We start from the raw sequence: 11,993 nt of genomic DNA, 5'->3' as shown, positions 1-11,993 counted from the left end.
GTGCTGTGGAAGATGCCGTAGAGCGCGTAGTAGTCCTGCGTGGTGATGGGATCGAATTTGTGGTCGTGGCAGCGGGCGCAGTTGACCGTGAGTCCGAGGAAGCTGCGGCCGAGATTGTCGATGCTGTCCTCGATGGTCAGATGCTGCGGATAATCCTCCACCCGCGATCCAAAGCGGCGCGAATTGGCGATGTAACCCGTGGCGAGCGTGCGCTGGTAGCTCTCCTCATCATTCGCACCGCCGCGCAGGTCCCCGGCGATTTGATCGCGCACGAATTCATCATACGGCAGGTCGCGATTGAACGCGGCGATGACCCAGTCGCGATAGCGGTACATCTGCGGGATCGGGTAGTCGGAGTTGTCGCCGGCTGTGTCGGCATAGCGCACGACATCAAGCCAATGGCGGCCCCAGCGCTCACCATAGCGTGGCGAATCAAGCAGGCGGTCAATCACATGCGCGAAAGCCTGGGGAGAGCCATCCGCGATGAAGGCCGCGACTTCTTCCGGTGTCGGCGGCAGGCCGATGAGATCGTAAGTGGCGCGACGAATGAGCGCATGTTTGTCAGCAGCGGCGGCGGGCTTGAGTTTCGCGGCTTCGAGTTTTGCGAGCACGAAACGGTCGATGTCATTCACGGGCCATGTTGCGTTTTGCACAGCGGGCAATTGGGGTGTCGCAAGCGGACGGAAGGACCACCAATCGCGCGCCTTGCCCCAATCAATGCTGCTCTTCGCCTGCACCGCCGCGACGGTGTTTTCCGTGCGCGGATCGGGAGCGCCCATGCGCACCCAGGTTTCAAAATCGGCAATGACATTGGGTGGCAGCATTTTTTTTGGCGGCATGGCCAGGTCTTCGCTGGTATGACGCAGCGCCTGAATGATCAGGCTCGCAGCAGGATCCCCAGGCGTGAGCGTCGGCCCCGTATCGCCACCTTTGACCACACCTGCCCGTGAATCGAGCAGCAGACCGCCTTTGATCTTTTCCGATTTCGCACTGTGGCACTTGTCGCAGTGCTCCACGAGCACGGGACGAATCTTGGCCTCGAAGAAGGCGATTTGATCAGGCGTGGGCGCTTCGACAAACGGCATCTTGGCGAGCTTTGGCACCGCCGCGCCACCAGACCAGATTTCGAGGCCCGACAAATTGGCTGCGCCGTGACTCGCCGCATGGGCGGAGACTTTGATCTTGCCTCCCACACTTTCACAAGTCCATGGCCCAAGCTTTTTCCACATGCCCGCCGTGCCGCTTTCAAAGCCTTCCAGGACGACGCGGTCATTCACCAGGAGATCGAAGCGCTCATTGTTGTTGTCCTCCCAGACATAGAGAAAGACCTGGAACTCTCCTGCCGGGACGTTGCCAAACTCGACGTCCACCTTGCTGCCCCAGACGCTGCTGCGGATCATCTGCGTGCGTGCGGTGTCCGTCGGCGGCTTGAGCAGGACCTTTTGGTTTTCGAACGTCTTGCCGCTCACTTTCACATTCTTGGCCCCTACCGCAGACTCCCATGCGTGGTCGCCGATGGTCAATGCGGGGCCGTACAAGTTCAGCGCCCGATAAAACACCGCCTCAGCCCCCATGAGAGGAACTGCGAGCAAGAGGCAGGTGCAGGTCAGAGAGGACAGCCTCATGACGCAGGAAAACGGCTGGGATTCAAGATGCGGCGTTTGCCAGCCTCCAAGTGCTCGGCCATGAGATCCGCCGCATGGGCACCGTCACCCGCCAGCACAGCCGCGACGATCTGCACATGCTCGGCCACGCTTTCCGTCGGCCGTGTGCGGTCCGTGTGATTCACACGAATGATCACCTGCAAAATTTTGTCCTGCAGACGCTCCATCATCGTCATGATCTCACGATTGCCGAGAAAGGAGCACAGCAGGCAGTGCATCTCGCCGTCGAGCCGCATGAGCGCGCTGAGATCATCGTCACGCAGCGCAACCTGCTGCTGGTCGATATTCTCCTGCAAAAGCTTCTGCTGCGGCTCACTAAGCCGGCCAGCCAGACGGCGCACGGTCCAGCACTCGACGGCCTCGCGCAGTTCGTAGTGGTCCACGATGTCCTCCACGCTCATGCCACGAACAACGATGCCCTGCTGCGCCGAAATGCTCACAAAGCCCTCCGCCTCCAGCCGCTCCAGCGCCACATGGACGGGTGTCTTGCTCATTTCGAGCTGCTGGGCGAGCTGCCGCTCCGAAAGGAAGGTGCCGGGCGGAAATTCACCGGACACGATGAGCCGTCGAAGCTCGGAATACGCGCGTGATTGAAGGCGGGAAGGAGGGGTGGCGGCAGGCATGAGTTCAGGAGATTTAACACTGGAATCCAACTGGAATACCAGTAAAAACGTCAGCAGCTTTGCTTTCTATCCCGATGCTGCGAAGGAATCACTCAGACGGCCAAATGGGCGCTCGATTGTATCCTGCTCACCACTGCAGGGTGGACACGTCCACGCGCGTCTCGTTGCGGCTTTCCTTGATGATGTGACCGTCGGAGAGGTGCAGCACGCGGTCGGCCATGGCGGACATGGCGGCGTTGTGGGTGATGACGACGGTCAGTGTGCCGAGTTCACGATTGATGCGCTCGATGGCTTCCAGCACAGTGATGCCGGTGGTCACATCGAGGGCGCCTGTGGGCTCGTCACACAGCAGCACCTCGGGTTTTTTTGCGATGGCACGGGCGATGGCCACGCGCTGCTGCTCGCCACCGCTGAGCTGGGACGGGAAATGGTCCATGCGGTGGCTCAGGCCCACGCGGTCCAGCGCATCCTCCGGCTTCATCGGGTCCGGGGCGATGTCGGTGATGAGGGCCACGTTTTCGCGGGCGGTGAGGCTGGGGATGAGATTGTAGAATTGAAACACGAAGCCCACGCAGTTGCGGCGGAACTGGGTCAGCGTGCGCTCGCCGCCGCCGGAGAGGTCCCAGCCTTTGTAGCGCAGGGTGCCGGAGGTGGGGATGTCCAGCCCGCCCAGGATGTTCAGCAGGGTGGACTTGCCGCTGCCGGACGCGCCTAGCAGCACCACCAGCTCGCCCGGATGGAAATCGAGATCGACCCCCTGAAGGGCCACCACATTGAGATCTCCTGTTTGATACACTTTGCGCAGCCCCCGGGCCGCAAAGATCGGCTTTCCGAACTCAGCAGACGGCTGGCGGGTGATCAGGGAGCTGGAAGGCTGAGGGCTTGGCATGAGCCTAACTTGCATGGCGAAAGGGATTGTGCCAACACGATGATGGTGGTTGCGTCTGGCGTTCATCGCGCAAGATTAACCGATGCCCATTTTGGCCAGCGACGACACTCCCGACATTCACACCACGAGGGTCAAACTCCCTACGCGTGAACGCCCCAGCGGACGCACTCTCGTCATTGGCGACATCCATGGTTGCTCGACCGCGCTCGATCTCATGCTGCAGGAATTGGCCCCCCAGAGCGACGACATGGTTGTCACCTTGGGGGATTACGTGGATCGCGGGCCGGACAGTCGCGGCGTGGTGGAGCGTCTGCTGGAACTGGAAAAGCAGGTCCAGCTCGTTCCCCTGATCGGCAACCATGAAATCCTCATGCTCGATGCCCGCAGCCAGCTGCTTGATCCAGGTTCATGGTACGGCGTCGGCGGCAGGCAGACCATGGAGTCCTATGGCTGCCGGGAGATCCCGGACTGGAGCGCCATCCCGCAGGAGCACTGGGACTTCCTCAGCCAGCGCCTCCGCCGCTGGCATGCGAACGACACGCATATCTTTGCGCATGCGAATGTGAACGCCATGCTGCCCATGGAGGATCAGAGTGACGACTGGCTGTTCTGGAGGCGCTTCGATGATTCCCACCCGCATTTTTCGGGCAAAACGCTGGTCTGCGGACACACCGCCCAAAAGAACGGACTGCCCTTCATTCTCCCCAGCCGGATCTGCATCGACACCTGGGCCTATGGGGATGGCTGGCTCACGGCACTCGATACCGGCAGTCAAACTCTGCTGCAGACCAATCAGCGCGGCGAGACAAGACGCTACAGTTTTGACGAGGTGCGCATGCTCACCGAAAAAGTGTGACCTACACAGCCATGACTCGCGCGCGCTGGATCCTTTCTGCTGCCTCTCTCTTCGCGCTTTGGCTCATGGGTGCTCTGGTATGCCTGCCGCATCTGCAGCGGGATCTCGAAACAGCCGCCCGGGACGTGCTCTCTCAGCAGTCCGCCCTACGCGATCGAATGGGAGGACTGCGGCTCGTATTCGACGGCCAGCAGGCGCGACTCACCGGCAGCGTGCGTACGCAGGAGGACCGCCGCTTGGTCGAAAACACCGTGCGTGATCGAGTGCGCCTGCCAGCCCCGTTTTCCGCCAGCCTCGGGCGGCATCTCAATCCTGTCAGTGCGGTGCAGAGCGAGGTTGAAGTCATCCCCAGCCCGCCCGGCTGGATGCTGCTGGCCGCTGATGGGGACCACGCACGCCTGCTGGGCACCGCCGCCAACGCCTTGGAAGCACGCGACCTCGCGCACAGCCTGCAGGAAGCCTGGAGCATCCGGGGAGGGATGAGTGAAGGCATGCCGGGCACCGACGCTGCGAACCATGACGAAGCCGCCAGCGTCGCCACCACACTGCGAACCATGCCGTCCCCGCAGACCAGCGTGCAGGCTTACCTGGCCCGCATCGGGCAGTCATGGCAAGAGCTGACGCTGAGCCAATCTGACACGGCACTCCTCGCTGAAGCACGTGCACTGGGTGTCAGCGATGCGGAATGGGAGAATCAGGTGCGCCCTGCATTGGACGTGCTGCGCGCCACCCAGCAGAGGCAGCACCTCACCCAGGCGGAAAGCGAGCGCCTAGGCAGACTGCCTCCAGGCTACCTCTTCCTCGCGGTGCGTGATCAGCAGATCATTCTCCGCGGAGAAGTTGGCACCCACGCCATGAAACAGGAAATCCTCGAAGACGCCCTGACCACCTTCGCATCGCGTCGCCTGCATGATGAAATCCGCGTCAGTGCGCAGCGTCGCCCTAGCGGTGAGTTTGGCCCCATCACCACCGCCCTGCTGCCGGAGGAGGGCAAGGCAGGTGGGAAATCCTGTTTTCTCAGCTTCAGCGGCGAGGCCTGGAAGTCGGTGGACTGGCAGATCACCCCCCGTGAACAGTCATGGAAGGACGAACTGCCTAAAGGGCTCGATGCCAGACTGCTGGAAGATGACAGCACCGAGCTCAGCAACTGGCTGCAGGGGGATGACTCCCACTCACCGGCTCCCTCCCAGCCCACAGACCCGGCATTCATCGCCCTCGCGCTGTTTGGCACGAAGGCCCTCGTCTCGGGGCGGGTCGCCGAAGAAGCGGTGCGTGCCCAACTCATCGCAGCCGTTCGTCAGGCCTACAGCCCGCCCTTCATCGTCATCAGCGACCAAGTTCATGTTCGCGGCAGTTGCGAGCCCTCGGGCAGCATCCTGAACACGCTCAAAAGCCTGCCGCCACCACCCGCCACGCAGATTGCCGTGGTTTTCGCCGTCGCTAAACCCGGCGGCACATGGACGCTCATCCCGATGACACGCGAACTCCTCGAAGCGGGGGGGCTGGCCAAGTGCGGCCTCCTGCCCGCTGGCATCCCTGCCGGGGTGGTCGAAGACCTCACCGCCGAGACCATTGAGCAGCTTCGCCTGCACCTGCCCCCCCCTGATTTCCGCTGATGTCCTCCCTCCTCTGGCTGCTGCTCTATCTCGCTCCGCTGCTCGGTCTCACCGCAGCCCTGTTCGCATGGTTCGGCTGGAAATGGCGCGGCAGTGACATGAAGAATCGTATCGACGAACAAGCTGCTCAAATCGACACGGCACAAACAGCTCTGCGTCAGGCTGAAGCCGAACACGCCGCAGCCCCCCCCGCGCATGACCCGGCTGCGGCAGACGAACTCCAGTCCCTGCGGGAAGATTTGAAGTCTGCCCAGCGCGACGCACGTCTGCGCCAGGATGAGGCCTCCAAAGCGAATGAAGCCGCGCTGGCTCAAGAAGCGAAAATGGCGCGGCTGCTGGCAGATCTTGAGCAACTGCGTGAAGAACACACCTCCGCCCAAGCTGAACTCGACAGCTTGCGCAGTGCGCCACCCGCCGCAAACGAGACCGCAGCAGCCCCTGCCAAACCCAAACGCAAGCGCAGCACTCCGGCGAAACCCACAGCAACCACCGCCACGCTACGCGAAAAAATCACGGCGCTCGAAAGCCAGCTCCAGGCGTATGAGGCGGGTCTCGTCGCCCTGACCCAGGAGCGTGAGGAGTGGCGGCTGCGCGTCAGCCAACTCGCAGAGCAGACACCGGCCGATGCCGCCGGTCTCGGAGCCGCACGCCGCAGTTTTAACGACAGCGAAAAGCGCTTTGTCACCGCCGCGTCGGAGATAGCACGGCTGCAAAATCAAACCCGTGTGCTGCTGCGCGTGGAGGAAACAAATGCCGCACTCAAGGATGTGCCTGATGACGACCTCACGCAGATCAAGGGCATCAAAAAGATCATCAGCGAGCAGCTTCACTCCCACGGGATTCGCACCTGGCAGCAAATCGCGCAATGGAACGACGACGAGCTGCGCGCCTTCAGCGAAATTCTGGCCTTCAAAAACCGCGCCATCCGTGAGCAATGGCAACAGCAGGCACGTGCGTTGCATGAGGCCGCCCACACCCGCCTGCTTTAATTATTTTCACCGCATGCTCACCGTTTCGCGACTCTTCTTCTCATTGCTGCTTACGCTCCCCCTTGCCTCCTGCGTCAATCCTGGCACGCCGGCCAACCGTCAGGAACAAGTCCGGCTCCTCAGTCACGATCTCCAGCAGCTCTCACCGACGGTGAGCGCGCGCGAGGCCGACCGGCTGGCGACAACGGCGATCGAAGAATCCGCCAGACTCTCCGAGGATTTCAAACCCATGGTCTATCCGTGGATGAACAACGGCCTCGTCAACACAGGGCTGCGCAAGCGCGGGCTCTGCTACCAATGGCGGGATGATTTGTTCCCCCATCTGTTCCGTCTGAATCTGCAAACGATGGCTCTGCACCTTACCGCCTCAAAGCGCGACACCTGGCAGGAGCACCACGGCATCATCGTCACCGCGAAAGGCCAGCGCTTTGAAGACGGCCTCGTCATCGATCCCTGGCGCAACGGCGGCCGCCTGTGGTGGGGCCTGCTAAAAAATGATAAACGACATCCGTGGAAGCCGCTGCCACGGGAGCTCACCCCCATGGTACTGCGCCCGCTGCTGATGCCGGATCTTTACCCATCAGGCAGTAAGTTCCCCCCAACCAGGTGACCTGATTCACCCCCGTGCAAGCGACGGAGGTTTGAAACTTCCTCAATCAAAAATCGATTGTTCAACAATCGTCAGTCCTGCCGGCTGCAGCGCGCCCTGGCCGTGCGTGATTGAGGATGGATGAACAACGATTGCTGATTTTAGAGGTGCCGATCCTGTCCGCGTACGCGCATCACACCCGTGCCTTGGATGTGACCACGGCGTAAGAACGAGACACGGACTTCCAGTTCACCACATTCCACCAAGCCTCGATGTATTTCCTCCGGTCGTTCCGGAACTTCAAATAGTAGGAGTGCTCCCAGAGATCGAGGCACAGAATGAACCGGCCCTGCTGCTCCGGCTTCACGAAATCGGTCATGAGCGGATTGTCCTCGTTCTTCGTCGTGGTGATGACGAGCTTTCCATCCGGGCGGTACACCAGAAAGGCCCAGCCGGAGCCGAAATTCTTCATCGCGGCCTCTGTAAAGGCGGTTTTGAATTCGTTGATGCCGCCAAATTCGCGGACAATCGCTGCGGCCACTTTTCCCTCAGGTCCTGCGGGGCCTGATCCGGCCGGTGCCAGAAAGCGCCAGAAGGAAGTATGATTGACGTGCGCCCCGCCATACTGACGGATGTCCCGCTGCTTTTCGACAGACAGCGTTTCAGGCGGCCCGCCCATCCGCACCATTGTCCTGCGGGGGTCTGAGGGCAGCACGAGACTGCGAATGTTGGGCATCAGCGCAGAGACATTTGCCACGCTCAAATTGGTCTGCTTGAGCGTCAGGTTCAGGTTCTCGATAATTTCCGTGTGATGCCTGCCGTAGTGCAGCTTCAAGGTCGCGGCATCGAGGTGCGGCTCCAAGGCGTCAAAATCAAACGTCAGCGGCTCCTGACGCAGCGGAATTCCCAGCGGGGCAATCACCTGCTCTGGGGCAGCGGCAAACAAAGCCCCGGTCACGGCGGCACAGCCGGTCGAAACAAAAAGACGTCGCGTTAATGGATTTTCCCTCATGGTGGATTAAAGAAATACTTCATTTCCGCCGCCTACTGCAAGCAAGAACCACGCAGATGGCCACAATGCCTTCAGGGTTTGTTTTTCTTCACCGCTGGCGGTGGCGTCACTTTGATTCCGGCCGCTTCCATCACGAGGTGCTGAAAGGCGTCCTTGGCCTTGCCGCTGTTGGGCACGAGTACATTTTGCACCAGATACACCGTGACGATTCCACTCTGTGGATCAAGGCAGCCATTCGTGGCAAAGGCACCGCCGTGGCCAAAGCTGCCCACCGGCATCTGCGAGTTCACCCGCTGCGTTTCGGTGTTTACCTGCCAGCCGCAGGCATAGTTCAGCATCTTGCCACCCGCGATCACCGGGGTGGTCATGTCCTTCACGGATTTTTCACTGAGGATGCGCACGCTGTCGAGTTCGCCGCCGTTGGCGATCATCGCATAAAAGCGCCCCATGTCCGCTGCGGTGGAGAAGAGGCCACCTGCAGGCTCCGTCATGTGCGTGACGCTGGCGTCGCTGGTGACGAAGGGATTGTACCCGGGCACCAGTTCATGCGTTTCGTCATCCATCTTGTACGTCCGGGCGATGCGGGCGCGGTGTGCTTCATCAGGATTGAACAGGGTGTCCTTCATGCCCAGCGGCGCGAAAATCTTGGTCTGCAAAAACGCTCATACTTCATGCCGGAGACGAGTTCGATGATGCGACCGGTAACGGTGGGCCCGAAGCCGTACTCGTAGGCACTGCCCGGCTGGAAGGCGAGCGGGGTCTTGAGCAATGAGGCCACGTAAGCCTTCAGCGAGACCGCCCCGTCCGACGGTGTGCGGCGTGGAAAAGCAATGCCTGCCGTGTGGCTGAGCAGCATGCGCAGCGTGATGGGTTTTTCTGGCGCGCTGCCATCGGCCAGCTTCACCTTGGCCAGGTCTGGCAGCCATTTCGACGCTGGCTCATCGAGCGTGAGTTTGCCCGCATCCACGAGAACCATCACGGCGGTGGCGTTGATCGATTTGGTCATGGAGGCGATCCAAAACAGCGCGTCTTTTTCCATTGCACGGCCTTTGCCGATGTCGGCCATGCCAACGGCATCTTGATAGACGACCTTCCCCTTCTCCATCACCAGCGTGACGATGCCCGCCGCCTGCTTCGCTTTCACCGCCGCCTCCATGGCAGGATGAATGGCGGCCAGCTTGGCTTCATCCAGCGCTGGCAGCAGGGCGGGAAAAAGAGCAAGGGCGGAGAAAACAGTACAGGCGATGCGGTTCATCGCGAAACAACGCAGCCGCAGCGCGGTATCTAGCGGCGTCTGCGCGCACCCAGCAGAAACAGGCCACCGCACAGCACCAGCACGGCTCCGGCGGGCTCGGGCACGAGGGCAAAATCGGTGCCGAGCACATAGTTCGCCACATTGGCCCCGATGGTCTGGCCGTCTGTCACGGATGTCATGAACTGCGTGCCGCCATAGACTCCGGCCATTCCCGCCTCATCCGCCGCCTGGCTGAAGCTGGTGAAGTTGCGCGTGAGATCAAACTCGCCGTCTCCGTTGATGTCGCTGCCCAGACTGAAGGCCACATTGTCGCCGAGGTAGGAGGCCAGCACGGTGGCGGCGGCTTCACTGATCGTGGCTCCCAGCGAGACGTATTCAGGCAGCGATGGGGAGTTGATCAGCGGTGTCCAAAACGAATCCACCGTGGTGCTGGCATTGCCGTCGATGTCGCCGTTCGCGATGGCCGTTTCGGGTCGCCAGAACTGCGTGTCGTAGATCGAGGCCATGGCGACGGTGCTCGCATCGGCCATCGCCACATTCAGGGTGGCCAGCAGATGCGCGGTATCGGCGGTGCTCAGGCCCGCAATGGTGGCCACGGTTTGGGCGATCTGATTCCACATGCCCGTCATCTTCACGGTGCCGTCTCCAGCAGCCCAGAAGTATGCCTGGCTGGTCTGATCTGAGGTGCGCGTCACGCTGAAGGCGGAGCCGAGATCCTTCACCTGGTTGTAATCCGCCGCATACTGGCTGGACTGCACATACGCGGGGACGGAGCCGCCCGGCAGCGTGGGCATGTAGGAGCCGGTGCCCGGGATGGCAAAGGTGCCCACACTGCCCCAGCCCGGCAGCAGCGCGCCGGCGGCCGAGGTCTGCTGCCAGTAGCCGACGGTGCCCACTGGCGTGTAGGGGGTGAGGGAGGCATCGGCAGCGCCATCGGACGAGCGCGCGCTTAGGAGGCTGTTGGCGATGCTGATGCCCCACGCGATGCCGTCCGTCTTTGCCTGACTGTCGGCAATGCCGCTGAGCTGCGAATTGTAGAGCGAGGTGAAGTCGCTGCTCGACCCCGAATAGAGGGACTGCATCACGGTGTTCGCCGCCGCGATCATTGCCGCCTGAGAATCGGCCCCCGCCGGTCCGGCACCAGGTGCCGCGTAACCACCGAAACTGTAGGTGTTGTAGGTGCCTTCGATGCTTTGATCCGCGTTGTACATCGACAACTGCAAGATGGCCAGATCATGCGCCACGACCGGATCTTCCGTGGTCGTCATCGACGACAGCGCCAGCGCATTCCAGTCCGAAACCAGATCGGCACGCGCCGCCGTGGCTGCGGTCAGCAGCAGGGCAGCACTGACCAGCAGGCTCGTAATATGGAGGGGCAAACGCAGCATCGGCTGATAGAACATCTAAGTTTACTATAAAAGCCATAGCAAAACAATGCCTTTCTAAGTTTTTCCTAAGGTCAGCTTCCCCCCTCCAGTTCCTCCGGACGCTTCGGTCATCCAGCCCCACTGCCGCCACCTCGCCCCCCATTTGGCTCTTTTTTGCGCCTACTTGCGGCCATCACCCCTCTCCCCTACAACCGCAAACAATCGACAACCACGGCAAACCACCGCCAAGTCCCCTTCTCCCTCCCACTTCCCCTTGACCTTCGCCCTACTGGCCGCACCATAACCGTGTCACGACAGGGGCGTCCCATTGCAGGGACTGAGATGGATCTTCCTCGATCCGAACCCTCCGAACCTGATGCGGGTCATGCCGCCGAAGGGAGTTCGCTCGGAGGTTCATCTCAGTTTCTTCAGGTCTCCCAACTTGAAACTTTTAACCTGAAACTCAAAACTTCTCCATGATCGCCGATCCCACCTCTTCCTTCGAAGCGCACTCCTCCGAGCAACTCCCCGCCTCCACCCGCGTCTATGTGCAGGGCCAGATCCACCCGGAAGTGCAGGTGCCCATGCGCGAGATCACCCTCTCCCCCACCAAGGATTTCAATGGTCGTATCATCGAGAACGACCCGGTGCGCGTCTATGACACCTCCGGCCCCTGGGGCGACCCTGATTACAACGGCACGGTGGAAGAAGGCCTGCCCGGTCTGCGCAAAGCGTGGATCCTTGCCCGCAACGACGTGGAAGCCTATGATGGCCGCGCCATCGAGCCGCGAGACAACGGCTACCTGACCGCCAACCACGCCGAGTACGCCGCCGCCAAGCGCGAAGGTTTGCTCAGCCCGCTGAAGGCTCCGATCAATGCGCAGCGTCAGCCGTTGAAGGCGCTGCCGGGCAAGGTGGTCACCCAGCTCGCCTATGCGCGTGCGGGCATCATCACGCCGGAGATGGAGTTCATCGCCATCCGCGAGAACATGAAGCGCGCCAAGATCGCCGACTACACCCAGGACATCGTGCGCAGCGACCTGGACAAGCAGCACGTCGGCTCCTCCCAGGTGCAGAGCGAGTACACCCCCGGCATCTTCAAGCGCTTCCCGCAGCGCATCCCGAACGAGATC

Annotated in this window: 9 protein-coding genes, 2 pseudogenes and 1 riboswitch; of the genes and pseudogenes, 5 read left to right on the top strand and 6 right to left on the bottom strand. The window is 61.4% G+C overall.

Annotated features, from left to right (window positions below):
- The 3 genes from PSV43_RS23605 to PSV43_RS23595 form a co-directional block, all read right to left on the bottom strand.
- A partial coding sequence (locus tag PSV43_RS23605; RefSeq protein ID WP_300203538.1) for a DUF1549 domain-containing protein occupies positions 1-1,625 on the bottom strand: 1,625 nt, incomplete at its 3' end.
- Positions 1,622-2,287 (bottom strand): GntR family transcriptional regulator, encoded by a 666-nt coding sequence (locus PSV43_RS23600; protein WP_300203536.1) that lies wholly within the window; start codon positions 2,285-2,287, stop codon positions 1,622-1,624. The genes PSV43_RS23605 and PSV43_RS23600, both read right to left, overlap by 4 nt.
- Positions 2,288-2,414: 127 nt before the next feature.
- A complete protein-coding gene (locus PSV43_RS23595) occupies positions 2,415-3,176 on the bottom strand; it encodes an ABC transporter ATP-binding protein (RefSeq protein WP_300203534.1) in 762 nt (253 codons plus the stop codon).
- Positions 3,177-3,258: 82 nt separating this feature from the next.
- Here PSV43_RS23595 and PSV43_RS23590 point away from each other — a divergent pair, with 82 nt between their 5' ends.
- From PSV43_RS23590 to PSV43_RS23575, 4 genes are read left to right on the top strand one after another with little or no spacing between them, the layout of a single operon-like run.
- The gene (locus PSV43_RS23590; protein ID WP_300203532.1) at positions 3,259-4,032 is read left to right on the top strand and encodes a metallophosphoesterase family protein; all 774 of its coding nucleotides are present in this window, start codon (positions 3,259-3,261) and stop codon (positions 4,030-4,032) included.
- Positions 4,033-4,043: 11 nt separating this feature from the next.
- The gene (locus PSV43_RS23585; protein ID WP_300203530.1) at positions 4,044-5,648 is read left to right on the top strand and encodes a hypothetical protein; all 1,605 of its coding nucleotides are present in this window, start codon (positions 4,044-4,046) and stop codon (positions 5,646-5,648) included.
- Complete coding sequence (locus tag PSV43_RS23580; protein ID WP_300203528.1) at positions 5,648-6,637, top strand: hypothetical protein; 990 nt, start codon at positions 5,648-5,650, stop codon at positions 6,635-6,637. The genes PSV43_RS23585 and PSV43_RS23580 overlap by 1 nt, the downstream gene beginning before the upstream one ends.
- Before the next feature lie 13 nt (positions 6,638-6,650).
- Positions 6,651-7,247, top strand: a complete 597-nt coding sequence (locus PSV43_RS23575; protein WP_300203526.1) for a hypothetical protein — start codon at positions 6,651-6,653, stop codon at positions 7,245-7,247.
- A gap of 172 nt (positions 7,248-7,419) precedes the next feature.
- Here PSV43_RS23575 and PSV43_RS23570 read toward each other — a convergent pair whose 3' ends face one another.
- From PSV43_RS23570 to PSV43_RS23560, 3 genes and pseudogenes are all read right to left on the bottom strand, one after another.
- Positions 7,420-8,238: a superoxide dismutase gene (locus PSV43_RS23570; RefSeq protein ID WP_300203524.1), complete on the bottom strand. Its 819-nt coding sequence runs from the start codon at positions 8,236-8,238 to the stop codon at positions 7,420-7,422.
- 71 nt (positions 8,239-8,309) lie between these two features.
- Positions 8,310-9,343 (bottom strand): annotated as a pseudogene (locus PSV43_RS23565) (serine hydrolase domain-containing protein).
- 179 nt (positions 9,344-9,522) lie between these two features.
- A complete protein-coding gene (locus tag PSV43_RS23560; RefSeq protein ID WP_300203522.1) occupies positions 9,523-10,872 on the bottom strand; it encodes a vanadium-dependent haloperoxidase in 1,350 nt (449 codons plus the stop codon).
- Positions 10,873-11,166: 294 nt separating this feature from the next.
- Positions 11,167-11,278, top strand: a riboswitch (TPP riboswitch).
- Between the two features lie 58 nt (positions 11,279-11,336).
- Here PSV43_RS23560 and PSV43_RS23555 point away from each other — a divergent pair.
- Positions 11,337-11,993: pseudogene (locus PSV43_RS23555) on the top strand (phosphomethylpyrimidine synthase); the annotation flags it as partial.

This window comes from Prosthecobacter sp. (genome assembly GCF_029946185.1).
Taxonomy (GTDB): domain Bacteria; phylum Verrucomicrobiota; class Verrucomicrobiia; order Verrucomicrobiales; family Verrucomicrobiaceae; genus Prosthecobacter.
Note: the sequence above shows the minus strand (reverse complement) of the source record. Positions and strands in the feature narration are given on the sequence as shown.

Bases quoted from the DNA above. Each gene is read 5' to 3' on its own strand.
- PSV43_RS23595 (WP_300203534.1), bottom strand. From the start codon at position 3,176: ATGCCAAGCCCTCAGCCTTCCAGCTCCCTGATCACCCGCCAGCCGTCT.
- PSV43_RS23575 (WP_300203526.1), top strand. From the start codon at position 6,651: ATGCTCACCGTTTCGCGACTCTTCTTCTCATTGCTGCTTACGCTCCCC.
- PSV43_RS23585 (WP_300203530.1), top strand. From the start codon at position 4,044: ATGACTCGCGCGCGCTGGATCCTTTCTGCTGCCTCTCTCTTCGCGCTT.
- PSV43_RS23580 (WP_300203528.1), top strand. From the start codon at position 5,648: ATGTCCTCCCTCCTCTGGCTGCTGCTCTATCTCGCTCCGCTGCTCGGT.
- PSV43_RS23590 (WP_300203532.1), top strand. From the start codon at position 3,259: ATGCCCATTTTGGCCAGCGACGACACTCCCGACATTCACACCACGAGG.
- PSV43_RS23600 (WP_300203536.1), bottom strand. From the start codon at position 2,287: ATGCCTGCCGCCACCCCTCCTTCCCGCCTTCAATCACGCGCGTATTCC.
- PSV43_RS23570 (WP_300203524.1), bottom strand. From the start codon at position 8,238: ATGAGGGAAAATCCATTAACGCGACGTCTTTTTGTTTCGACCGGCTGT.